The 22,663-nt window shown below is 43.0% G+C and carries 21 protein-coding genes; 15 read left to right on the top strand and 6 right to left on the bottom strand.

Annotation, left to right across the window (positions count from 1 at the left end):
* Positions 1–7 precede the first annotated feature (7 nt).
* The 7 genes from B3Q46_RS01165 (at position 8) to B3Q46_RS01135 (ending at position 7,257) form a co-directional block, all read left to right on the top strand.
* Entirely contained in the window at positions 8–1,231 is a 1,224-nt protein-coding gene (locus B3Q46_RS01165) for an SfnB family sulfur acquisition oxidoreductase (RefSeq protein ID WP_286712889.1), read from the top strand.
* Positions 1,231–2,655, top strand: coding sequence for an LLM class flavin-dependent oxidoreductase (locus B3Q46_RS01160; RefSeq protein WP_004784102.1), 1,425 nt, complete (start codon positions 1,231–1,233; stop codon positions 2,653–2,655). The genes B3Q46_RS01165 and B3Q46_RS01160 overlap by 1 nt, the downstream gene beginning before the upstream one ends.
* A gap of 19 nt (positions 2,656–2,674) precedes the next feature.
* Positions 2,675–3,505, top strand: a complete 831-nt coding sequence (locus B3Q46_RS01155; RefSeq protein WP_286712888.1) for a MetQ/NlpA family ABC transporter substrate-binding protein — start codon at positions 2,675–2,677, stop codon at positions 3,503–3,505.
* Between the two features lie 10 nt (positions 3,506–3,515).
* Positions 3,516–4,586 (top strand): methionine ABC transporter ATP-binding protein, encoded by a 1,071-nt coding sequence (locus tag B3Q46_RS01150; RefSeq protein WP_262736134.1) that lies wholly within the window; start codon positions 3,516–3,518, stop codon positions 4,584–4,586.
* On the top strand, positions 4,567–5,226 hold the full coding sequence (locus B3Q46_RS01145) for a methionine ABC transporter permease (RefSeq protein ID WP_004784108.1): 660 nt from the start codon (positions 4,567–4,569) through the stop codon (positions 5,224–5,226). Before B3Q46_RS01150 ends, B3Q46_RS01145 begins: the two co-directional genes overlap by 20 nt.
* A gap of 111 nt (positions 5,227–5,337) precedes the next feature.
* Positions 5,338–6,429 carry a redox-regulated ATPase YchF gene (gene ychF, locus B3Q46_RS01140; RefSeq protein ID WP_004784110.1) on the top strand — a complete coding sequence of 364 codons (1,092 nt, stop codon included), beginning with the start codon at positions 5,338–5,340 and terminating at the stop codon, positions 6,427–6,429.
* Positions 6,430–6,642: 213 nt separating this feature from the next.
* On the top strand, positions 6,643–7,257 hold the full coding sequence (locus B3Q46_RS01135; RefSeq protein ID WP_004784113.1) for a superoxide dismutase: 615 nt from the start codon (positions 6,643–6,645) through the stop codon (positions 7,255–7,257).
* A gap of 528 nt (positions 7,258–7,785) precedes the next feature.
* Here the strand turns inward: B3Q46_RS01135 and B3Q46_RS01130 are convergent.
* The gene (locus tag B3Q46_RS01130) at positions 7,786–8,280 is read right to left on the bottom strand and encodes a hypothetical protein (RefSeq protein ID WP_004784117.1); all 495 of its coding nucleotides are present in this window, start codon (positions 8,278–8,280) and stop codon (positions 7,786–7,788) included.
* A gap of 128 nt (positions 8,281–8,408) precedes the next feature.
* On the opposite strand from B3Q46_RS01130, the gene B3Q46_RS01125 reads away from it, so the two are divergent.
* The 6 genes from B3Q46_RS01125 to dapC all read left to right on the top strand — a co-directional run bounded on the left by B3Q46_RS01125 (position 8,409) and on the right by dapC (position 15,431).
* Positions 8,409–9,137, top strand: coding sequence for an AzlC family ABC transporter permease (locus B3Q46_RS01125; protein ID WP_171064817.1), 729 nt, complete (start codon positions 8,409–8,411; stop codon positions 9,135–9,137).
* Complete coding sequence (ygaH, locus tag B3Q46_RS01120) at positions 9,134–9,481, top strand: L-valine transporter subunit YgaH (RefSeq protein WP_004784121.1); 348 nt, start codon at positions 9,134–9,136, stop codon at positions 9,479–9,481. Before B3Q46_RS01125 ends, ygaH begins: the two co-directional genes overlap by 4 nt.
* Before the next feature lie 336 nt (positions 9,482–9,817).
* Positions 9,818–10,207, top strand: coding sequence for a hypothetical protein (locus tag B3Q46_RS01115; protein ID WP_228127244.1), 390 nt, complete (start codon positions 9,818–9,820; stop codon positions 10,205–10,207).
* A gap of 127 nt (positions 10,208–10,334) precedes the next feature.
* On the top strand, positions 10,335–11,549 hold the full coding sequence (gene purT, locus B3Q46_RS01110) for a formate-dependent phosphoribosylglycinamide formyltransferase (protein WP_286712890.1): 1,215 nt from the start codon (positions 10,335–10,337) through the stop codon (positions 11,547–11,549).
* Positions 11,550–11,572: 23 nt separating this feature from the next.
* Positions 11,573–14,239: a [protein-PII] uridylyltransferase gene (gene glnD, locus B3Q46_RS01105; protein WP_004784127.1), complete on the top strand. Its 2,667-nt coding sequence runs from the start codon at positions 11,573–11,575 to the stop codon at positions 14,237–14,239.
* Positions 14,240–14,261: 22 nt separating this feature from the next.
* Entirely contained in the window at positions 14,262–15,431 is a 1,170-nt protein-coding gene (gene dapC / locus B3Q46_RS01100; protein WP_034590142.1) for a succinyldiaminopimelate transaminase, read from the top strand.
* Positions 15,432–15,562: 131 nt separating this feature from the next.
* Here dapC and B3Q46_RS01095 read toward each other — a convergent pair whose 3' ends face one another.
* Both B3Q46_RS01095 and msrB read right to left on the bottom strand, forming a co-directional pair.
* Entirely contained in the window at positions 15,563–16,039 is a 477-nt protein-coding gene (locus B3Q46_RS01095; RefSeq protein ID WP_004784130.1) for a glutathione peroxidase, read from the bottom strand.
* Positions 16,036–16,455, bottom strand: coding sequence for a peptide-methionine (R)-S-oxide reductase MsrB (gene msrB / locus B3Q46_RS01090; RefSeq protein WP_262736135.1), 420 nt, complete (start codon positions 16,453–16,455; stop codon positions 16,036–16,038). The genes B3Q46_RS01095 and msrB overlap by 4 nt, the downstream gene beginning before the upstream one ends.
* 152 nt (positions 16,456–16,607) lie before the next feature.
* Between msrB and B3Q46_RS01085 the strand changes: the two genes are divergently transcribed.
* Together B3Q46_RS01085 and B3Q46_RS01080 are read left to right on the top strand one after the other, a co-directional pair.
* Positions 16,608–17,843, top strand: a complete 1,236-nt coding sequence (locus tag B3Q46_RS01085; protein WP_004784132.1) for a pyridoxal phosphate-dependent aminotransferase — start codon at positions 16,608–16,610, stop codon at positions 17,841–17,843.
* A 209-nt stretch (positions 17,844–18,052) separates the two neighbouring features.
* Positions 18,053–19,264, top strand: coding sequence for an MFS transporter (locus tag B3Q46_RS01080; RefSeq protein WP_262736136.1), 1,212 nt, complete (start codon positions 18,053–18,055; stop codon positions 19,262–19,264).
* Between the two features lie 70 nt (positions 19,265–19,334).
* Here the strand turns inward: B3Q46_RS01080 and B3Q46_RS01075 are convergent, their stop codons facing one another.
* The 3 genes from B3Q46_RS01075 to B3Q46_RS01065 form a co-directional block, all read right to left on the bottom strand.
* Positions 19,335–21,323 carry an acyltransferase family protein gene (locus tag B3Q46_RS01075; RefSeq protein ID WP_034703295.1) on the bottom strand — a complete coding sequence of 663 codons (1,989 nt, stop codon included), beginning with the start codon at positions 21,321–21,323 and terminating at the stop codon, positions 19,335–19,337.
* Between the two features lie 88 nt (positions 21,324–21,411).
* A complete protein-coding gene (locus tag B3Q46_RS01070) occupies positions 21,412–21,975 on the bottom strand; it encodes a M23 family metallopeptidase (RefSeq protein ID WP_034703293.1) in 564 nt (187 codons plus the stop codon).
* A 159-nt stretch (positions 21,976–22,134) separates the two neighbouring features.
* Complete coding sequence (locus B3Q46_RS01065; protein ID WP_004784138.1) at positions 22,135–22,263, bottom strand: hypothetical protein; 129 nt, start codon at positions 22,261–22,263, stop codon at positions 22,135–22,137.
* Positions 22,264–22,663: the final 400 nt, after the last annotated feature.

Genomic DNA, 22,663 nt, shown 5'->3' with positions numbered 1-22,663 from the left:
ATTTGCCATGACTTCATATCAAAATATTATTTCATTGCAGTCAGAACAGCTGGCGCATGCGCACATCATCAAATCTGATGAGGAAGCATTGGAAATTGCCCGTAATCTGGCTGAACAGTTCAAGATTAATGCGGTACAGCGTGATGCCGAACGTACTCTTCCTTTCGAAGAAATCGAGGCTTATAGCCAGTCTGGCCTCTGGGCAATTACTGTACCTAAAGAATATGGTGGTGCAGAAGTGTCTAGCTATACCGTAGCGCAAGTGATTGCCTTAATGAGCGGTGTCGATGGCTCGATTGGTCAGATTCCGCAAAACCATTTCTATGGTCTGGAAATCCTGCGCAATAACGGCACGGAGGAACAAAAACAGAAACTCTATGCCGAAGTCTTAAAAGGTGCTCGTTTTGGTAATGCCCTAGCTGAGTTCAAAACCAAGACTGCTGCACAGCGTCAAACCGCGATCCGCAAAACCGAGCAAGGCTATGTCATTAACGGCGAAAAATTCTATTGCACCGGCAGCCTGTTTGCGCACCGCATCCCAACATTGGTCGTGGATGAAAGCGAGCAGCAATTCCTGGCTTTTGTGCCACGTGACAGCGAAGGTCTCACCTTGATTGATGACTGGAGCGGTTTTGGCCAGCGTACCACGGGCAGTGGTACAGTGAAATTCGATAACGTACACGTGCTTGAAGAAGATGTGGTGCGTTTTGATACAGCCTATTCCCACCCAACCATTTCCGGACCTTTTGCACAATTGCTGCATGCCTCCATTGAAACCGGTATTGCCCGCGCTGCATTTGAGGAAACCTTAAACCGTGTACGTCAGGCACGTCCGTGGATTGATTCTGGTGTAGACAATGCTACAGATGATCCACTGACCAAATTTGAACTCGGTCGTGTCGTAACAGATGTACGTGCTTCCGAAGTCTTGCTCAAACAGGCTGGCCGTTCCGTTGATGCTGCTAAAGCTGACCCAACTGAAGCTAGGGTTGCCAAAGCCTCACTGGATGTAGCCAAAGCCCGTGCACACAGTAGTGAAACTGCTTTAAAAGCATCATCAAAACTAATTGAACTGGCCGGCAGCCGTGGCAGCCAGCGCGAAGATGGACTGGACCGTTTCTGGCGTAATGCTCGCGTGCATACCCTGCACGATGCCTCACGCTGGAAATACTATTTCATTGCCAATTATTTGCTGAATGGTGTACTGCCTCCACGCCGGGGGACATTGTAATGACAATTACTAAGACTGATCCAAAAGCAAAAAAAATCCTGCTCAATGCCTTTGATATGAACTGCGTGGGTCATATCAATCATGGTTTATGGACTCACCCACGAGATGAGTCACACCGTTTTAATGAGCTGAGCTACTGGACTGATCTGGCAAAAACGCTTGAAAAAGGCCTGTTCGATGGTCTGTTTATTGCCGACATTACCGGGGTGTATGACGTCTATCAAAATGGCATTGATCTGACTTTAAAAGAATCAATTCAGTTACCCAGCCATGATCCAAGCACGCTGGTGTCTGCCATGGCAACCGTCACTAAAAATCTCGGTTTTGGGGTCACGGTGAATCTCAGCTATGAGTCGCCATATCAGTTCGCCCGCCGTTTTGCCAGTCTGGATCATCTGACCCATGGCCGTATCGGCTGGAATATTGTTACTGGTTATCTGGACAGTGCGCAGCGCCTGATTGGTGAAAATGGCTTGAAAGATCACGACTTACGTTATGAACAGGCCGAAGAATTTTTACAGCTGTGCTACAAGTTCTGGGAAGGCTCCTGGGAAGATGATGCTGTGCTGAAAGACAAGCAGCAACGTATCTTTACTGATCCAGCCAAGGTGCACCAGGTCAATCATCAGGGTCAATTTTATCGTAGCCAGGGCGTGTTCCAGGTTTCACCTTCTGTTCAACGTACGCCTGTGCTGTTCCAAGCCGGTGCTTCACCACGGGGTATGGCCTTTGCTACTCAACATACTGAAGGCATGTTTATTGGTGGTGATCATCCGGACAAGATTAAAAAACAGGTTGATCAGATTCGTCGTCAGGCCACTGAACAAGGCCGTGATCCTGAAGCGATCAAGATTTTTGTCGGCATTACCATCGTGACTGCAGAAACGGATGAACTGGCACAGCAAAAGCTGGATGAATATCGCGCCTATGCCAGCCCTGAAGCAGGTCTTGCACATTATTCCAGCTCAGTTGGCATTGACCTGTCCAAATTTGCTGATGATGAACCAATTCCTTACAAGAAGACCAATAGTATTGCGACGGTTAATGACAAATTCAAAGAGCAGCAGATCACACCCAATGACCTGAAAGCTCAACATGAGCTGGGTGGTCGTTATCCACTTATCGTAGGTAATGGCGCAACAGTGGCAGAAAAACTGATTCAGCTGATTGATGAAACCGGTATTGATGGCTTCAACCTGACTCGCACGGTTGCACCTGAATCGCATCAGGATTTTATCCAATTAGTGATTCCTGAATTACAGCAGCGCGGACGCTATAAAACTGAATATGAACAAGGCAGTTTCAGACACAAGCTATTTCAGCAAGGAGACCGCTTACCTAGTGCGCATCCAGTGCAGCAATTCCGATGTCAAAGCTCCGCCTCAACAGCGAACACGAACCTAAAACAAAAACAATCAGCATAAATTTATTTTGAGGTGCAACATGGCACAAACCGTTAAAACAAAATTCACCGTTGTTGGGGTGATTATTGCCGCCGTCATTATCGGACTGGTGGTGTGGAACCAGCAAAAGAAATCCGGTTCGGATGAACTGGTGATTGGGATCAGCCCATCTTTTGCTAAGCCTTTACAGGTCGCAGCAGAAGAAGCCAGACAGCAAGGTGTGAATGTCAAACTGGTCGAGTTCTCGGACTGGAATACACCGAATATCACCCTGAGTCATGGCGATATTGATGCCAACTTCTTCCAGCATCAGCCATTTTTGGATAATGCCAAGAAAGAAACTGATTTTAAAATCAAGGCATTTGCCAAAGGTGCAGCGACTCACGTTGGCCTGTATTCCAAGAAAATTAACAGTCTGGATGAACTTAAAGACGGCGCAAAAGTTGTAGTACCAAATGATCCAGTCAATCAAGGTCGTGCGCTACTGTTATTGCAACAAGCCAAACTGGTAACTTTAAAAGATCCAAACAACCACCTTTCTAGCCTAAAAGATATTGCAGTGAATCCGAAAAAACTGCAATTCGTTGAAGTTGAAGGTCCGCAAACTGCGCGTGCCATTGATGATGTTGATTTAGCATTTGGCTATCCACACTACCTACGTCTGGCTAAAACAGCTGATCCAGAACAAGCATTGCTATTTGACTCTAACAAGGACAACCGTTACGCGATCCTGTTTGCCGTACATGAAGACTATCAGGACAAAAATGACAAGCTGAAAAAATTTGTTGAAATCTATCAGAACTCACCTCGCGTGAAGGAAGCACTAGATGCTGACTTTGGTGCGAAGCTCTGGTTCCCGGGCTGGAAATAAGGAGAATACTATGGTGAGTTTTGGTTCTCAGGTGGCGTTTTACGTTCCGCATATCAAAATCCGCAACCTGAACAAATACTATGAGGTACAAGGCAAATCGGTACATGCCTTAAAGGACATCAATCTGGATATTCCTGAAGGAAATATCTTCGGGATTATCGGAAAAAGTGGCGCGGGGAAATCTTCGCTACTACGTACTTTGAATGGTCTGGAACAGATCAGTGAGGGTCATATCCATATCCATCAACAAGATCTGGCTGGGCTCACCCATGCTGAACTGATCCAGTTACGTCAGCGCATTGGCATGATCTTTCAGCACTTCAACCTGATGTCAGCCAAAACCGTCTGGGAAAATGTAGCACAACCTTTAAAAGTCGCGAATTATAAAAAATCAGACATTGATGCACGCGTGAATGAAGTCCTGCAACTGGTCGGCTTAAGCGAAAAAGCGCAGAACTACCCTTCTCAGTTATCCGGCGGACAAAAGCAGCGTGTCGGCATTGCCCGTGCGCTGGTGCATCATCCGGAAATTCTACTCTGTGATGAAGCCACTTCTGCACTAGACCCAGAAAGCACTTCAGTGGTGCTGTCTTTACTGAAAGAAATCAACCAGAAACTCGGCCTCACTATTGTACTAATCACCCATGAGATGCAGGTCATTCGTGAAATCTGCGATCAAGTCGTCGTAATTGAAAAAGGTGAAATTGTTGAATCCGGTGAAGTCTGGTCTGTATTCTCCAATCCACAGCAACAAATCACCCAGGAACTGCTGAATCTGGAACAACTGGAACTGCCATTTGCGATCAGTCCTGAAGTCACTGCTGATACTACACATAGCATTATCAAACTTCGCTATGCCTCTAGTGTTCAGCATTCACCAGATTTGAAAGTGATTTTCGAACAGTTCGAGCATCCGGTGCATCTCTATCAAAGTCATATCGACAGCATCCAGAATCATCTGGTCGGTAGCCTGATTGTCGCGGTTGCTGATCTGAATCTGGATACCGACTTACTTCAGCAAAAATTAAAACAACACATTGCACAAATTGAGGTGATTGGCTATGCACGACCAACTCATTGATTTATTACTGACAGGAACTACTGATACCCTCATCATGGTCGGTGTATCCGCAATCGTTGCCTTTTTAATTGGCTTACCAATGGCGGTAGTGTTAGTCAGTACGTCTGAACATGGTATTTACCCATCTAAACCCATTAATCAGGCTTTGGGCTGGGTTGTGAATATTACCCGTTCGGTGCCTTTCCTGATTTTGATGGTGGCGCTGATTCCTATTACCCGCTGGATTGTGGGGACCAGCTATGGTGTCTGGGCAGCCGTTGTACCTTTAACCTTAGCAGCGACTCCTTTCTTTGCCCGGATTGCTGAAGTAAGCCTACGTGAAGTCGATCAGGGGCTGATAGAAGCGGCTCAAGCAATTGGCTGTAACCGTAAGCAGATTATCTGGCATGTGGTATTGCCTGAAGCTTTACCGGGGATTGTGGCTGGTTTTACCGTCACTTTGGTGACCATGATTAACTCCTCGGCGATTGCCGGTGCGATCGGTGCAGGTGGATTGGGTGATATCGCCTATCGTTATGGCTATCAGCGTTTTGATATGCAGATCATGCTAGCCGTGATTGTGGTGCTGGTAATTCTGGTCATGCTAGTTCAGGCCACTGGTGACACCCTATCGAATCAGCTCGATAAACGTAAAATTTAAAAACATCTATTTCATAAGTTTTCAACAAAGCATCCAGCCATGACCTGACTTTGTCATGGCTTTCATGTAAAATCACTGGCAATTTTTATATAACGCTTTGTGAGTTATTTCATGGGTTTTAATTGTGGTATTGTAGGCCTGCCTAACGTTGGTAAATCTACGCTTTTCAATGCATTAACTAAAGCTGCAATTGCTGCGGAAAACTTCCCATTCTGTACGATTGAACCAAACACCGGTATCGTGCCTGTGCCTGATCCACGCCTGGACAAACTTGCTGAAATCGTAAAACCACAACGCGTGGTACCAACTACCATGGAATTCGTGGACATCGCGGGTCTGGTTGCTGGTGCATCTAAAGGCGAAGGTCTGGGTAATCAGTTCCTGGCGAATATCCGTGAAACGGATGCAATTGCTCATGTTGTCCGTTGTTTCGAAGATGAAAACGTGATTCACGTCAACGGTAAAATTGATCCGCTTGATGATATCGCAACGATTAACACTGAACTTGCTCTAGCTGATCTTGAAACTGTGACTAAAGCAGTGACTCGTTTGGCGAAGTCTGCCAAAGGTGGCGATAAAGAAGCGATCGCGACTAAAGCAGTTCTAGATAAAATTCTTCCTCTTTTAGATGAAGGCAAACCTGCTCGTGCTGCAACCTTAGATGATGACGAACGTAAACTGGTACGTGGTTTTGGTCTGTTAACGCTTAAACCAACCATGTATATCGCCAACGTGGCTGAAGACGGTTTTGAAAATAACCCGCATTTAGATGCTGTACGTGAACTGGCTGCTGCTGAAAATGCAATCGTGGTTCCACTTTGTAACCAGATCGAAGCAGAAATTTCATTGCTTGAAGATGAAGACCGTGCTGAATTCCTGGAAGCTATGGGCATGGAAGAACCAGGTCTGAACGTGGTGATTCGTGCAGGTTATTCATTGCTTGGTCTACAAACTTACTTTACTGCTGGCGTACAGGAAGTTCGCGCCTGGACGGTTAAAGTCGGCGCTACTGCGCCTCAAGCTGCGGGTGTAATCCACACTGACTTCGAAAAAGGCTTTATCCGTGCTGAATGTATTGCTTACGATGACTTCGTACAGTACAACGGCGAAGCTGGCGCCAAAGAAGCAGGTAAATGGCGTTTGGAAGGTAAAACTTATATCGTTCAGGACGGCGATGTTCTGCACTTCCGCTTTAACGTATAAGTTTAAAACCAAAGAAAAGCCCCAAATCTGGGGCTTTTTGTTACCAAATTTGGCTTCTTGCTATTTTCATAAGCATCTTTACACCTTATTTATAAAAACCATACCTCACAACATAAATGATAATAATTCTCATTGTATTTAATGCAACTCAAGCGTATTTTAAAATTTAGTCGAAAATTCCACTCACTCAATTACGCTTAAGGACAATTAAAAATGAGCTATACCCTTCCCGAACTCCCTTATGCTTATGATGCATTGGAACCGCATATTGATGCTAAAACTATGGAAATCCACCATGCCAAACATCATCAAACTTATATCAACAACATCAATGCAGGTATTGAAGGCACAGAATGGGAAGATCTTTCTGTGGAAGAACTGGTAAGCAAAGCCAATCAGGTACCTGAAGATTTGAAAAATAATGTGATTAATAATGGTGGCGGTCATGCCAACCATTCCCTGTTCTGGACAGTAATGAGCCCAGAGGGCGGTGGCAATCCTGAAGGTGAAATTGCACAAGCGATCGACAAGGAGCTTGGTGGCTTTGAAGCTTTTAAAGAAGCTTTTACCAAGGCAGCCTTAACCCGTTTTGGTAGTGGATGGGCCTGGCTCAGCGTAGCACCTGATCAAACCATTATTGTAGAAAACAGTGCCAATCAGGACTCACCACTCATGCATGGCAATACTCCGATTCTAGGTCTGGATGTGTGGGAACATGCGTACTATTTGAAATACCAGAACCGTCGTCCTGAATATATTGCCGCTTTCTTTAATGTGGTGAACTGGAAGGAAGTGAATCGCCGTTATCTGGAAGCACTTTCAATATAAATGAATACAGTAGGACGAAATCTCATGTCTTGGCACTCTTTACGCTTGATCTGCGGCCTCAGTATTCTTTTGGGCGGAGCAGTGTTGTATCTAGAACGTCTGTTCATGTTGCTTTAAGACATGATCGTCTAACTGTATGGGAAGCCTTATTCTGAGGCTTCTTTTATTTTTTGCTGTTTGAATTTTCTATAGGGAGATGGATTTAAAATTTAAGAACGCAATTCACAAACATTGACGCTATCAAAGCCATTGGTACATGGTGCCACTTCACACGCATGAGAAGCTTGTACTGCACTTACTAAAACAGTACTTATACTTATCGCTAAAAACAATTTATTTAACATTTAAAATTACTCCAAAAATTAACTTTTATCTCTAAATCGCTTGATTATGAGTCAACTATAGGACTTTTTTAATGACTCAGGGCAATATTTCTTGATTTTAATTATTTTTTATTTATATAAATAGAATCGTTTTTTATAACAAAAAAGCGGAACCGAAGTTCCGCCTGAAGATTATAAAACCCGATTAAGACTGTTCAGCTACTGCATTACCTTTCTGCTTTGGATCAGTATTTCCCAGTTCAGGATGAGCAATTGCTCCCTGACATTGCTGTTTATCACGCTCATAGTCGGCCTGTCTGTGTGCCACGCTACTGCTATTTTCAACGGTGCTACGTGCCCAGATTTCCAGACTGGTTAAAGCCTTGCGACATAAGGCATATTTGCCTTCCGTCACTGAGTCAGTCATTTTCACATTAATGCGCCAGTCAGTACTTAATTTACGGGCCGGTTGACGCACCTGAGCATCAATCTGCTCCATTTCCTTGTTATAGACCAGCGGATCGACTTCATTCATGAATTGCCATGCAGCATTAGCATAAGTTGTTGCATCATTGGAGAGTTTAGGTGCCGCTTTAATTTCGGCCTTTGGCGCTTGACTGTCATTTCCACAAGCTTGAAGAAATAAGGTGCTGCCGATTAAAACACCGACCAGCATTGCACGTGTCTTGAACATCAACATATCAGAATCGCCAGTTAAATATTTCGGCACTATGCTAGTAAATTCGCGTACAATACACAATCTTGATTTAATCCCTGTTTTAACTCTCTCCCTCAAGGTGTTTTGTGTCTGACCACAATCCAGTAGCGATGCAACCTGCCGGTTTCTGGCAAGGTGCCAAAGATAGCCAGGCCATTATATTTACTTACCTTCCGGTCTCCTTTGCCTTTGGCGTTTCTGCCACCCAGTTCGGCTTTACTGCCTGGGAAGCCTTATTTCTGTCCTGCTCCATGTATGCCGGTGCCAGTCAATTTTTAGTTGTAGCTCTACTTGGTAGCGGTACTTCGATCTGGATGACTGCATTGACCGTAATTGCTTTGGACATTCGCCATCTTTTATACGGCCCAGCTTTACAAAACCTGATCCAAGATCGTTTAAACTTGAAGAAAACCGCAGTCTGGGCTTGGGGTCTTACTGATGAAGTCTTTGCTTCAGGTATGATCAAGCTGTCACAAAGGCGTCAGGAATGGTCAGAGTCGTGGATGCTCGGTCTGAGTCTGTTTAGCTGGTTATCTTGGGCGATAGGTTCATTTCTAGGCGGCCTATTTGCTGATCAGGTTAGTCATCTGCCACAATTCTTGCAGGCGGCTTTAGATTTCCTGCTACCTGCCCTGTTCTTAAGTTTCTTATTGGCAGCTTTTGAAAAGAAACATACCTTTGTCGTGACCAGCACGATTATTGTCTCAGCAGTTGCCTGTTATTTTATCGATTTGTCCGCTGCGATCTTTATTGGCATCAGTTCCGGCATTTTGGCCGGCCTGTTCAAGCACTATGTACTGAAAAAACCAGATCCTGAATATGCAGGAGATCAATCATGAATTTTGAAATTATTTTGGTCGGGATTATTGTCGGAATTGCCAATTTTGCCTCACGTTTTGGTCCATTCTATGTGATTCAAAAATTTCAGCAGGGTTCGCAAAAACGTGGTGCGCTATGGTTGAAAATTGCCTTGGGTTCGATTGGAATTGCTGCCATCAGTTCCATGCTGGTTGTGGCGACTTTACCGCCCTTATTGGAAACGCCAGATAAAAGCTTTGCCATGTTGATCGGTTTTATTGTACTCGCTGGACTGTATTTCAAGTTCAAGAAAATTGTCATGGCGACCTTAACTGCTGCTTTAACCTATGGTCTGATTTATACCTATATCCCCATGCCTTTTTAAGCCTTTTAGTAAATTAGAAATCTCATTCAAGACTTATGCTAAATTAAATATATAAGTCTTTTTTATATAAGAAGAAAATAAGGAAAGTGTTGGCATGTTCGAGCCAAAGCAAATGATTGAAGGGAAAATATTTATTCATCATCGACGTGATGAAATGTTGGCTATTTTAACCAGTATGAATTACCCGGCTGCTATTTTGAATGTTTTATCAATGCACAGAATTTTACTGGTCATTTTGTAGAAGTGGTTGCTGAACCCGCAGATTATGTCCGTGTCATTTATATTCAGAAGCATGGCAAAAATAAAATCATTGCCCTCTACAATCAGACTCAACAGGTGATCCATCTGCACCCTAAACAAATCATTTTTAGCCAATGGAGCCTGTTACATAAAGGCATTCCAAATCTCATTTCTGTATTTTGCTTTAGTGTAATTTTACTGTTTTTATTCTTTGCACTTGTCGCAATATCAAATCATCAATTCCATTTTTTCACTGTATTCCTCGATGCACTGCAATTTTCAGGATTTGGTTTATTGCTATGGATATTTGGTTTTATCTGTCCTTTTGTCATTCCCTTTTACGCCTTTAAGAGTATACAAAGTCTGAAACTTCTCCATCAACTTCAGCTCAATGACAAGCAAATTCTGCATATGAAAAAACTCAATCCGCAAAATCGTATTTATGATTTAAACCCTATGAAAAATACAGTAAAGCGAACTGCCTGATTTCAGATGCAATTCTCTATAAACTTTTATAAATAAAACTGCTGGCCAATATCACAATTTTGTATGAAACTCGGCTTATCTCGGCATTGAGTTCTGTTATGCTAAAAGTCCATAAAATCAAGCATGGATAATACACATGAACGTGACTATTGGTACTCCTCTTCAATCTTCAGCTTTTAAAGTTCTATTGCTAGGTTCAGGAGAACTAGGTAAGGAAGTGGTGATTTCCTTGCAACGTTTAGGTGTAGAAGTTCATGCTGCAGATCGTTATGCAGATGCTCCTGCCATGCAGGTGGCACATTTTTCTTATGCCTTAAATATGGCAGATGCAGCGGAACTCAAACAGCTCATTCAAAAATTTCAGCCGCATCTCATTGTTCCTGAAATTGAAGCGATTGCGACAGAAGTACTGGTTGAAATCGAAGAACAGAATATTGCAACTGTAATTCCTTCTGCTAAAGCGGTTAACCTGACCATGAATCGTGAAGGCATTCGTCGTCTGGCAGCTGAAGAACTAGGCTTACCGACGTCTGCTTATCGCTTTGCCGCTTCTCTGGAATCTTTCCGCGCAGCCTGTGATGACATTGGTTATCCAAACTTTGTGAAGCCGGTGATGTCTTCTTCAGGTAAAGGCCAATCTCGCGTGAAAAGTTTTGAAGAAGTTGATGCTGCCTGGGAATATGCGCAAACAGGTGGTCGAGTTAATCAGGGCAAAGTAATTGTCGAATCACAGATTGATTTTGATTTTGAAATTACCCTGCTTACTGTGCGGGCTAAAAATCCTCAAACTGGCGAAATCGAAACCTCTTACTGTGATCCAATCGGACATCGTCAGGACTCAGGCGACTATGTAGAAAGCTGGCAGCCTCAGCCAATGAGCCCTGCTGCTCTGGAAGAATCAAAACGTATCGCCAATAAAGTCACCACGGCATTGGGCGGTTGCGGCATTTTTGGTGTAGAACTCTTTGTCAAAGGCGACAAAGTATGGTTTAGTGAGGTTTCACCTCGCCCGCATGACACTGGTCTGGTCACTTTGGCTTCCCAGTTCCAGAGTGAATTTGAACTGCATGCCCGTGCTATTTTAGGCTTACCAGTCAATACAGCTCGCCATAGTGTGGCTGCCAGTGCCGTAATTTACGCAGGTGTCGATGATCGCAACCTTTCATTTTCTGGCCTGAATCTTGCTTTAGCCCATGCCGATACCGATTTACGCCTGTTTGGTAAACCTGAAGGTTTTAAACGCCGCCGTATGGGTGTCGCGACTGCGCGTGCAGAAAGCATTGAACAGGCTCGCGAGCTGGCTCAACAGGTTGCTGACCAAGTTAATGTGAATCAAAATTAAGTAAATACAACGGACCACTGTTCATGATCAATACCTCCCCACTGCTGAATTACATTAAAAGTCACAATGACATCAAAGCGATCAACCAATGGCGTAGCGATGTAGAAAATCAGCTTCAGGAATGTTTTGAAAATGGACAGTCTATCCGTGACATCATTCAGGCCCGTTCCAACCTGATTGATGAGGCTCTGCAATTCCTGTGGAATCATGCTGAACTGGATCAAACCGATTTGGCACTTTTCGCAGTCGGCGGTTATGGCCGCCGCGAAATGCTGCCATATTCAGACGTCGATATCATGATCCTTTCTGAAGATGATTTCACTCCAGAGCAGGAAAAGCTGATCTCCAGTTTTATTTCTTCTCTTTGGGATGTGGGCAATTTCAAACCGGGCATCAGTGTCCGTACCATCAATGAATGTGTCAATCAGGCCAGCAGTGACCTTACGGTAGCGACTTCCCTAATTGAAGCACGTCTTATTATTGGTAATGAAAATTTAACCAAGTGGCCACGCCGGATCGTGTCACAAACCTGGACCGATAAAACCTTTTTTGATGCGAAAATGGATGAGCAGCACAAACGCTATGCTCAACACAATAATACTGAAAGCAATCTGGAACCGGATATTAAAAATGCACCAGGCGGTATCCGCGATATCAACCAGATTGGCTGGATTGCCAAACGTCATTTCCGTGTCAACCGTATTTATGACCTGGTGCATCTGGGCTTTATTTCAGAATTTGAACTTGCTGTACTCGAAGAAGCAGAAAGCTTCCTCTGGGAAATTCGTCATCATTTACACCGCCTGACCAAGCGCGATGAAAACCGCCTGCTATTCGATTATCAACGAGATATTGCGGCGATGTTTGGCTATACCCGTGAAGAAGGTCAGTCACCGAACTATCCAATCGAACAGTTTATGAAGCGCTATTACCGTAGCGCGCAGCAGGTTTCAACTTTGAATGAAATGCTGCTGGCTTATTTCAATGAATCAGTCATTACCCCACGTTTACCTCAATATGAACGCCAGATTGAAGAAATTAATGAAAATTTCAAACTGGTCGATGGCAAGTTAGCAGTTCAACATCACAAGATTTTCTCAGAAAAGCCAAGCGCCATTCTGGAAATTTTCTATTTGCTGGCTAATCGTCCTGAAATTGAAGGCATACGTGCCCGTACTTTACGTCTGCTTACTTTGGCAGCTAAACGTATTGATCAGGGTTTCCGTGATAATCCGGTACACCAAGCCCTGTTTATGGCCATCATTCGTTCACCGCATCGCCTGTACGAAACGCTAGTTGCGATGAAACGTTATGGTGTTCTGGGCAAATATATTCCAGCTTTCGGACAGATTACCGGCCTGATGCAATATGACCTGTTCCATATCTATACCGTAGATGCACATACCCTGCTCTTGATCCGCAATCTGAACCGCTTCAAAGAACCCGAATTTGCCAAAGAATTCCCAGTGGTCAGCTCCGTGTTCCAGCGCCTAGCACGTCGTGACATTGTTTATCTAGCGGCTATTTTCCATGATATTGCCAAAGGTCGTGGTGGCGATCATAGTGAGCTTGGTGCAGCCGATGCGATTCAGTTCTGCCGTACCCATGGCTTTACCGAACGTGAATGCAATCTGGTTGCTTGGCTGATTGAAAACCATTTGTCCATGTCGGTGACTTCACAGAAAAAAGACATTTCCGATCCGGATGTAGTCAAAGAATTTGCTGAAAAAATGGGCGATATGGAGCATCTGGATTATCTGTACACGCTGACAGTGGCAGATATCAACGCGACCAATCCAAAACTCTGGAATACATGGCGTTCATCTTTGATGCGTCAGCTTTATACACATGCGCGTGATGTGATCCGTTCAGGTCTCGGCCGTCCGGTTGATTATCAAATGCTGATTGAAGATACCAAATTCGAAGCTAGTGAACGTCTGGTAGAACATTTCTCACTCTATGACGTTGAAAAAGTCTGGCAGGAACTGGGTGACGACTACTTCCTGAAAGAATCTGCCGATGAAATCGCTTGGCATACCCGTGCCATTCTGGAACATGGCGATAATCCTGCACCATTGGTATTAATGCGTGCGCATCGTAAATATGCGCAGGATGCCGTGCAGATCTTCATCTATACCCAAGACAAGCCAAATCTGTTCGCTACCACGGTTGCTGTTCTGGATCGCATGAATCTGGACGTTCAGGATGCCCGGATTATTACCGCGACCAAAGCCTTTAGTCTGGATACCTATGTCGTACTTGACCGTTTTGGCACGCTGCTGACTGACCCAGAACGTGAAGCGACTGTGATTGAAGCCTTACAGGATGCCTTAAGTCATTCTGATGAATATCCAGGTCTGATGCAGCGCCGCATTCCGCGTCAGTTACGTCATTTTGATATTGAAAATACTGTCGATATCACTCTCAATGAGGCTTTAAATCAGAATATGGTGGAAATTGCGACACTTGACCATCCTGGTTTACTTGCGAAAATTGGCGGTTTATTTATGATGCAGGGTCTGGATATTCACTCTGCTAAAATTGCCACGCTTGGCGAACGTGCTGAAGATATTTTCTTTGTCACCAAAAAAGATGGCAGCCCAATGACCCAAACAGAGTCCGACAATTTTGCAGCGGCATTAAAAGCTGCTCTGGATGAAGCCTCACATCAGGTCAATGCTCAACACTAACACACTGCTCGGTAACACATTCATGAACTCTAGCTTGTTTTTATTGCACCCATATCCGTTTGAAAAGTTAAATAAACTTTTTGCGGATATCCAGCCTGCGAATATGCCATTGATTCCCCTTTCAATTGGTGAACCAAAGCATCCAGCACCCGAGTTCGTGAAACAGGCGATTATCGATAATTTCCAGCATCTATCGACTTATCCGAACAGCAAAGGCTTACCTGAATTACGAGAAAGCATTGCCAACTGGCTGACTCGTCGTTTTAAACTGAATAGCATCAGTGCAGACAGCAATGTATTACCGGTTTCCGGTACCCGTGAAGCGATCTTCTCTTTTGTTCAGGCGCTGATTAATCGTGAAGATGCGCCTTATGTGGTGATGCCAAACCCTTTCTACCAGATTTATGAAGGTGCTACCCTGCTTGCAGGTGCAAAACCTTATTTCATTAACTGTACTGAAGAAAATGATTACTTAGGCGACTTTGATGCAGTTCCGGCTGAAGTCTGGGAAAAAACTGCCCTGTTATTTGTGTGTACACCGGGCAACCCAACAGGTGCTGTTCTTTCTAAAGAGCAGTTTAAAAAGCTGATTGCACTGTCAGACAAATATGATTTTGTCATTGCTTCTGATGAATGCTATTCAGAACTCTGGTTTGATGAAGCACCGACAGGTTTACTGGAAGTGTGTGCCGAGATTGGCCGAGATGACTATAAAAACTGTGTCGTTTTCCATTCTCTATCTAAACGCTCCAACCTGCCAGGCATGCGTTCAGGCTTTGTTGCAGGTGATGCCACTTTACTCAAACCTTATCTGCAATACCGTACTTATCACGGTGCAGCGATGCCGGTGCAACACCAGCTAGCATCAATTACCGCTTGGAATGATGAAGCCCATGTGGAAGAAAACCGGGTACAGTATCGTGCCAAGTTCGATCTGTTCCAGAAAGAATTGGGGCACTTGCTTCCGCTGAAAAAACCGGATGCGGGTTTCTACTATTGGCTCAAAGTGGACAATGATGAAGCTTTTGCCAAAATGTTGATGGAAAAAGCGCATATCAAAGTATTACCAGGCCGTTACCTGTCTCGTGAAACTACACAAGGCAACCCGGGTGAAAATCATGTGCGTCTGGCATTGGTGGCTGATCTGGCACAATGTGAGCAGGTAATTCAGCGTTTAAAAGCGATTCTTTAATCTTTTAAGACCTAAACACAAATAAAAAAAACCCACTTTCCAGAAGTGGGTTTTTTTATGGATATTGACTACAAATTATTTTTTATTTAACTTATTTTCTATTCATTAGAAATTAGACATTTCAAATAAACTTATAAAACCTTTTCAATTTCTGTCTCGAGATCTTCAGGTTTGGTGGTAGGTGCAAAACGGTTTAATACCTTGCCATCACGACCAATCAGGAATTTGGTAAAATTCCACTTAATACCATTTCCTAGAATTCCTTTAGAATTATTGGTCAAGTAACGGAAGATCGCATGCGCTTCTGGACCTTTAACATCTACCTTGGAAAACATTGGGAAAGAAACCCCATAATTTTTCTGGCAAAATTCACCGATCTGTTCATTTGAACCTGGATCCTGTCCACCAAACTGGTTGCATGGAAAACCTAAAACTTCCAGTCCCTGCTCTTTATATTTCTGGTAAAGCTTTTCCAGACCTGCAAATTGTGGAGTGAAACCACATTTGCTCGCGGTATTTACGATTAAAAGTACTTTCCCTTCATAATCTGCAAGTCGTTTGTTTTTCCCATCTAACAACTCAGCTTCAAACTGATAAATGCTGGTCATGGATAAGTTCCCTCGTCAGTTTTTTCTTGTGTTTGTAATTCTAAAGAGGCTGAGTTTACACAATAACGTAAGCCAGTCGGTTCCGGACCATCCGGGAAAACGTGTCCCAAATGTGCATCACAATGATGACAAACAATTTCTGTTCTCACCATACCATGTGAAGTATCAGGTAATTCTTCTACAACTGAGCTGCTCACAGGACGATAGAAGCTTGGCCAACCGCAACCGCTGTCATATTTAGTGGTTGAAGAAAATAGTGGTGTACCACAGCAACGGCAGACATAAGTCCCTTCCTGTTTTGTATTCCAGTACTTGCCTGTGAATGCCGGTTCAGTTCCTTTTTCACGCGTAATGCGAAACTCTTCTGGTGATAACTCTCTTTGCCATTCCCGGTCTGTTTTATTGAGTTTTCCCATCACTAACTCCTTTAAATCTTTGACATTAAATGTCATGCTTCAGTACTTCCATATTTACGCTAGAGATGAAAAAATTTCTAGCGAAATTTCAGCATAGATTGTGATATTTGCGTAATCTATAGGTTTAACTTAAAAATTAATTGGATGGAATTATGTCCGGTATTGGTAACACCCCCCCTCGCGAGATCAAGAAATCGTCTAAGCTTGAGCATGTTTGCTACGACATTCGCGGACCAGTGTTACGAGCGGCCAACGAGATGGAAGAAGCCGGACATAAAATTATCAAACTGAATATCGGAAATCCCGCCCCATTCGGCTTTGAAGCCCCGCAAGAAATCATTAATGATGTTGCACTGAACCTGCCAAATGCGATTGGCTATACAGATTCCAAAGGGATTTTCCCGGCACGTAAAGCGATCTGTCAGTATTACCAGCAAAAAGGCATTCTGGATATGCACGTGAACGACGTGTATGTCGGCAATGGCGTATCTGAGCTGATCGTGATGGCGATGCAAGGCCTGCTGGATGACGGCGATGAAATGCTGATTCCAATGCCGGATTATCCATTATGGACTGCAGCAGTGAACCTGTCTGGCGGTACTGCGATTCACTATAAATGTGATGAAGAAGATCACTGGTATCCAGATATTGCGGATATGGAAAGCAAAATCACGCCAAATACCCGCGGGATCGTGATTATCAACCCGAATAACCCGACTGGTTCGGTTTATCCGCGTCATGTATTACAGCAAATCGTGGATCTGGCGAAGAAATATGATCTGATCCTGTTTGCAGACGAAATCTATGACAAAATCGTTTACGACGGCATTGAACATGTGTCAGTAGCTTCGCTTGCAGGCAAGCAATTATGTGTATCGTTCAACGGTTTATCTAAGGCCTATCGTATTGCTGGCTATCGCTCAGGCTGGATGGCGATTACTGGTGATAAATCACGTGCAATGGACTACATTGAAGGCCTGGATATGCTGGCTTCAATGCGTCTTTGCGCGAATCATCAAGCACAATATGCAATTCAGACTGCACTCGGTGGCTATCAGTCTATTAATGACTTGATCCGCCCAGGTGGCCGTCTATATGAACAGCGTAATATTGCCTGGGAAATGCTAAACGAGATTCCAGGGGTATCTTGTGTGAAACCGGAAGGTGCGATGTACTGTTTCCCTCGTCTTGATCCAGAAATCTATCCGGTTGAGGATGACGAAAAACTGATGCTTGATCTGTTACGTGCCGAGAAAGTTCTATTGGTTCAAGGTACTGGTTTCAACTGGCCAACACCGGATCATTTCCGTGTGGTATTCCTGCCAGCAGAAAATGAACTGCGTGAAGCGATTACCCGTTTAGGCCGTTTCCTGGCAAAAATGCGTTAATTTATAAAAGTTAACTCAAAAAACCGCATTCATGAATGCGGTTTTTTATTGTCTAAAAAGTTCCGCGATAAGCTTTACAGATATTTAAAATAGAAGCATGCTGTTAATCCAGAGTTTCTTTTCTCAATAAAATCTATTCAGCCTTTTCTCCTTTAGCTTGATGATTCATGCTATTTTTTGAACAAATATAAAACTTCAAGAGTATATGGATGTCCTCAAATACGGTCAAGCTTAGTCTTTTTCTCTGCCTGAGCATGTGCTTAGGCATCGGCATTCTGCGTTTTTCCTATACTGCCCTGTTACCTGGTACACGTGAAGCCTTTGTCTGGAGCGCGAGTTTTGCCAGCCTTTTGGGTAGTGCCAATCTACTGGGTTATTTAATGGGTGCTTATGCAGCGATGCGCTTGCCTCAAGATCGAAGCATGAGTACCTATATCCAGCTTGCTGCAATAGCTGGAATGGTTAGCCTATTCTGTTGCGCTTTTTCAGGGTTTTCTGAAATCTGGTATATCAGCTGGCGCGTGATCTCCGGTATCAGTGGTGGTCTGCTCATGATTTTGTCACCAAGTGTCGTGGCTCAGTGCTGCGATTTAAAAGACCGTTTTAAGATCAATTTTATTGGTTTTAGCGGAATTGGATTGGGGGTTTTACTAGCTACCCTGTTTTTACCTTATCTTGACCAGATTTCCATACGTACGGCCTGGCTGATCTTATGTGGGTTTGCCCTGATGATTTGTATCTGCTTAAGCCTACTGATACAACAATTTAAACCCTATCTAGCTAAACAATCTGTTTCTCATGCTGCTCAAGTACCTTTAAATACAGTCTTTTATAGTTTACTGGCGGTTTATGCCTGTAGTGCATTTGCCTATATTCCGCATTCCCTGTTCTGGATTGACTATCTCAGCCATGAACTAGGATTAAGCTTATTCTGGATTAACTTTAACTGGATTCTATATGGTTTAGGCAGTGCCTTAGGTGCTTTTTCTGCCTATATTCTGGCAAGAAAATTTGGCAATTTTACCGCCTTAAAGATTCTTTATAGTGTGTATATTCTGGCGATTTTCATCGCGACTTTAAATGCTAACCCGTTCCTCACTTTCAGTTCTTCTTTTTTTACCGGAATGTTGAATCCCGCTGTGGTTTTCCTCACCTCTTATACCATTTTGCAACTGTATGGACTGGCCTATAAAAAGCTCTGGAGTATTGCGACTCTATGTTTTGCCTCTGTTCAGCTGATTGGTGGATTAAGTTTTAGCGCCCTGCAATATCTTGGATTGAACTATCATCAACAGTTTATGCTGGCTGCTTTAGTTTTATTAGGGGGAACATTACAACTGTTCTGGAATACACGTTCTTCCAAATATAAGATGGATGAGCAACCGCAACCGGTTTCTGTTCAAGAAGAAAGAATTAAATAAAGATCAAAATCAGTCAATGACCCAAATCCCAAGGAATAGAACCACGTCATTAAACGTGGTTTTATTCCATCTAATCTTTTTTCAAATCTTTAAGCGGATTACCAAACTGTTTTAGATATTCAACGCCCAATTGCCGTGAACCCTGATCATTAAGATGATTATCATCTTTAAAACGATACAAAGGCACATCATTCAACATCGTTTTACATGCCTGCTGATCACAGATGACTTTGGTTGGATCAATAATTTTTAATTGTGGATATTTCAGTTTTGCTTCTGCCAGAATCTGATTGAATTGCTTTAAATGTGCTTCATAAGTTTTTCGAGAAACTGTACATGCAGCGTCTCGATGAAGAATCTCTTTACGAATATTACAATCAGATGGAATCCCTTCCCAGTCTAGATGTGGTACATCATTAATTAGCACCACCTGATCACTAGATTGATAGGCAATTTCTAAGGCTTTCATCAAGCCTGCTCTAAATATCTCTTCCTCAGTATGATGGACACTATCTTTAGGTTTTACATCATCGTCAAAATACTGCGCATAAGAACCTGCCAGAATAATCATTGGATAATGGGTTTCTTTAAGATGCGCAGTAATAGCATCATTACGTTTTTGGAATTTGGTCAATTCTTTCCATTGATTCAACTTTAATTCAAATCGCTGCACATCTGGCAGATAAAAGGTTGAGCTTTGCGTAACGTCATAACCGCGTAAATCAGCATCCTTTGCCCATTCATCCAGCATTGCTGTGTAGGCATTGGCATGCGAATCGCCAATCAACAGGAAATCAATATCTTCTTTAGATTGTCCTAAGACACAATCCTGAGCATTGGGTAAAACATTTGGATCCGCAGTATCCATGCAGTTACTACGAATCACATGTGCATACGTGTGTAATGCTTCCTGTTTGTCATGCACCGATTTTGGAAAACGCTCCGGGAAACCTTCATGTGTTTTGATGGTTTGGGCGATCGCAATAAAACTGACTGCAGGTAACAGAAACCCAAGAATAATCACTTTATAATTTGCAGCCATCACAAAGCGTTTCAGTGGTGTTTCAGCCAGTTTATAAGTCAGAAATGCACATATAAGTGATAGAAAAACAATAATAATCTGATTTTCCAGATTCAAGGGCAGCATATAAATACCAAAGAACACGATGATTGGCCAGTGCCATAGATACAGAGGATATGAAATCTTGCCAATCCATGTACTAAGACGATTACTCAGTAATAAATTACTTGAAGATATAGATTGTCCTAGATAAATGATCAGTGTTGTTGCAAGACACGGGATCAATGCCATCAGTCCTGGGAATGGTGTTTGCTGATCAAAATAAATTGCAGTTGCAAATAGAACACTTACTCCAGCCCAGACCAATCCCTGTAATAGTTTTTTTGGCAGATTCAGTTTTGGCAAGCAGCTAATCAATGCGCCAATCAATAACTCAAACGCTCGTACCGGCATGCTATAGTAAGCTTTGGCTGGATTATGAGTCAGTTGCTGCTGGGCGTATATAACTAAAGCGACAATAAATACACTAATAACAAGCCAAAGATATTTACGTGAGGTTTTACTCAAGAATAGCCATAGCAAGAGCGGCCAGAAAATATAAAACTGCTCTTCTACGCCCAATGACCATAAATGCAACAAAGGCACATTTTCTACATTCGGACTGAAATAATCTCCCACCTCATTTCGCATATACAGATTGGCAATGAGCACAGCGGCATACATGACGCTTTTAAAATATTCCGTCAGCTCACCCGGCAACATCACCTGCCAAGCAATCAGGCTGACAATTGCCAGTACAGTAAAATATGCAGGTGCCAGACGGATCACCCGTTTCTTATAAAACCGTGCAATTGAAAATTGCTGCGACTCAATATCGCGCTTCAAAATGGTCGTAATGAGATAACCGGAAATGACAAAGAAAATATCAACACCAATATAGCCGCCAGAAAATAGTGACCAGCCGAGGTGATTGAAAATGACCAATGATACTGCAATCGCTCTCAGGCCATCGATATCTGGTCGATAAGCAAAACTCATAAAAACAGGAAAAACGGGAGATACGCTATTTTATGCTTTTCATTCTTTAGATGGCGATCTTTTACATTTTTTTTACATTCCCCTGCGCTTATTCCAATTCTTCTACCTTTAAATAAGGATAAGGATTGGTCGCACCTTCCCCACTGAGATAAATCCCATAATGCAAATGTGGTGGTGTATTTTTCGCATTACCGGTATTGCCGACATAGGCAATGATTTCACCTGCTTCTACCCAGTCTCCTTCCTGAATATGTTCAGCATAATCATCTAGATGAGCATAATAATGTTGGCTTAAATTCGGGCCAGTAATCCAGATAACTTTACCGCCCAAATTATTGGTTCCAATCTTACGGACGATCCCTTGGGTCGCACTGACTACCGGTGTTCCCCGTTTAGCAAAAATATCAGTCCCCTCATGTTTGCGACCTTCACTCCGTGCTCCACCCCAAGTATCCTGAATCTGGCGAGGTTTTACTCCTTGTACAGGAATTTCTACTGGTCTAATCAGCTCAGATTTTTTTAATTGCCAATAGAGGTACGGACTTTTCCAGCCCGCTGGTTCACCTGAAGGCGGTGGCTGACAGGCAGTAAGTAATATACTTGAGGAAAATATTAAAAGCAGGATTTTGGGAATTTTCACAATAGCTCGCATCGCTGTTTAATGAGTAATTCGTTTTATCTTAAGGAATACAGAAAAATTTAAAGTCAAAATCCTGTTATTTTTAGTGATGTTTTTTCCAAGTTGTTTTTGAAATAACCTTAAAAAATAACAAAACCCTCAGCTGAGGGTTTTGTTGAATCAGTTTAAATCTTATTTACGCTTTTTCGCACGGGATGGTTTAGAGGGTTGTTGCTGTTGCTGTTGTTGCTCTTCATTCTGAGCACTGTCCTTTTTATCCTTTTGCTGAACCTGCTTGTGTTTTGCTCTTGATTTAGCCATAGAATAAACTCCTTTGGAGAACTGTCTCTATCACTGGAAGTTGCATTAATCACTTTAACCTTTATATAAAATAAGCCAATCGCGGAGCTGTATCCAAATACGTCAATGTAAAAGCATCTTTAGTTAAGTCATTCAATTCAGATTAGATCTTTATTCGAGGTATTTACATCGCTTACATAGCGTTGCATGTTGATACCTGTTTTAACCCTGAATATAAATATGGTTTTCTGAATGAAACCCTTCAAATATTTAACAATAAATGTGCGTCTAACGTGATGATTCAAATTTAGCATTGATGTATCAACGTTCACAAAGTTTCCAGTTCAGAATCGAACCAACACAGTAATAGTATATTTAGTATGAGAGGCTATAAAACGTGGAGAGGTGGTCCCACTTGTTT

Source organism: Acinetobacter sp. UBA2581, assembly GCF_002339435.1.
Taxonomy (GTDB): Bacteria; Pseudomonadota; Gammaproteobacteria; order Pseudomonadales; family Moraxellaceae; genus Acinetobacter; species Acinetobacter variabilis.
Note: the sequence above shows the minus strand (reverse complement) of the source record. Positions and strands in the feature narration are given on the sequence as shown.